At 60.0% G+C, this 513-nt stretch carries 1 pseudogene; it reads right to left on the bottom strand.

The features are described from left to right. Positions 1-278 (bottom strand): annotated as a pseudogene (locus tag AC1RWI_RS38095) (copper resistance protein CopQ); the annotation flags it as partial. Positions 279-513 lie beyond the last annotated feature (235 nt).

Below are 513 nucleotides of genomic sequence, written 5' to 3'. Positions count from 1 at the left end.
GCCGACACACCAGTGCGGTCCAGGCCGGCTACGATGCGGGCACCGTCCGTGTACGGGTCGGCCTTGCCAACGCGAGCCCCTTCGGTGAACGGGTCGAACTTGCCGCTGCGCGCGCCGTCGGTAAAGGCGTCGGGCGTGGTGGTGCGGAACACGTAGCCGTACTTGTCACCCGAGAACGTGCTGTCCTTCGGGCCCGAAGCCTGGGCGGTACCGGCAACGAACGCGGCGGCAAGGGCGGCGGCGGTGATCAGGGTCTTGGCGAAGAGGTTCGAGGTCATGATGTTCTCCATTTGCATTTGAGGATCCGCGCTTGGGCGGAATCGAATCGGTACGCTTTGGAACCCTTTGCTTTTCTCGTCGTTATCTACCAGTAGATAGATAAGCTAGCCAAAAAAAACGGGGAGTCCCCGGGTGCTGCGCTGGATCCTCTTTCCTGCTTCAGCTTTCTTGCTGGGGCGGAGCAGCGGCTTCCATGTGCTGAATATTATCTACTGGTAGATAGATAGTCAAGGG

Source organism: Cupriavidus sp. MPR-AND1C, from assembly GCF_058809705.1.
Note: the sequence above shows the minus strand (reverse complement) of the source record. Positions and strands in the feature narration are given on the sequence as shown.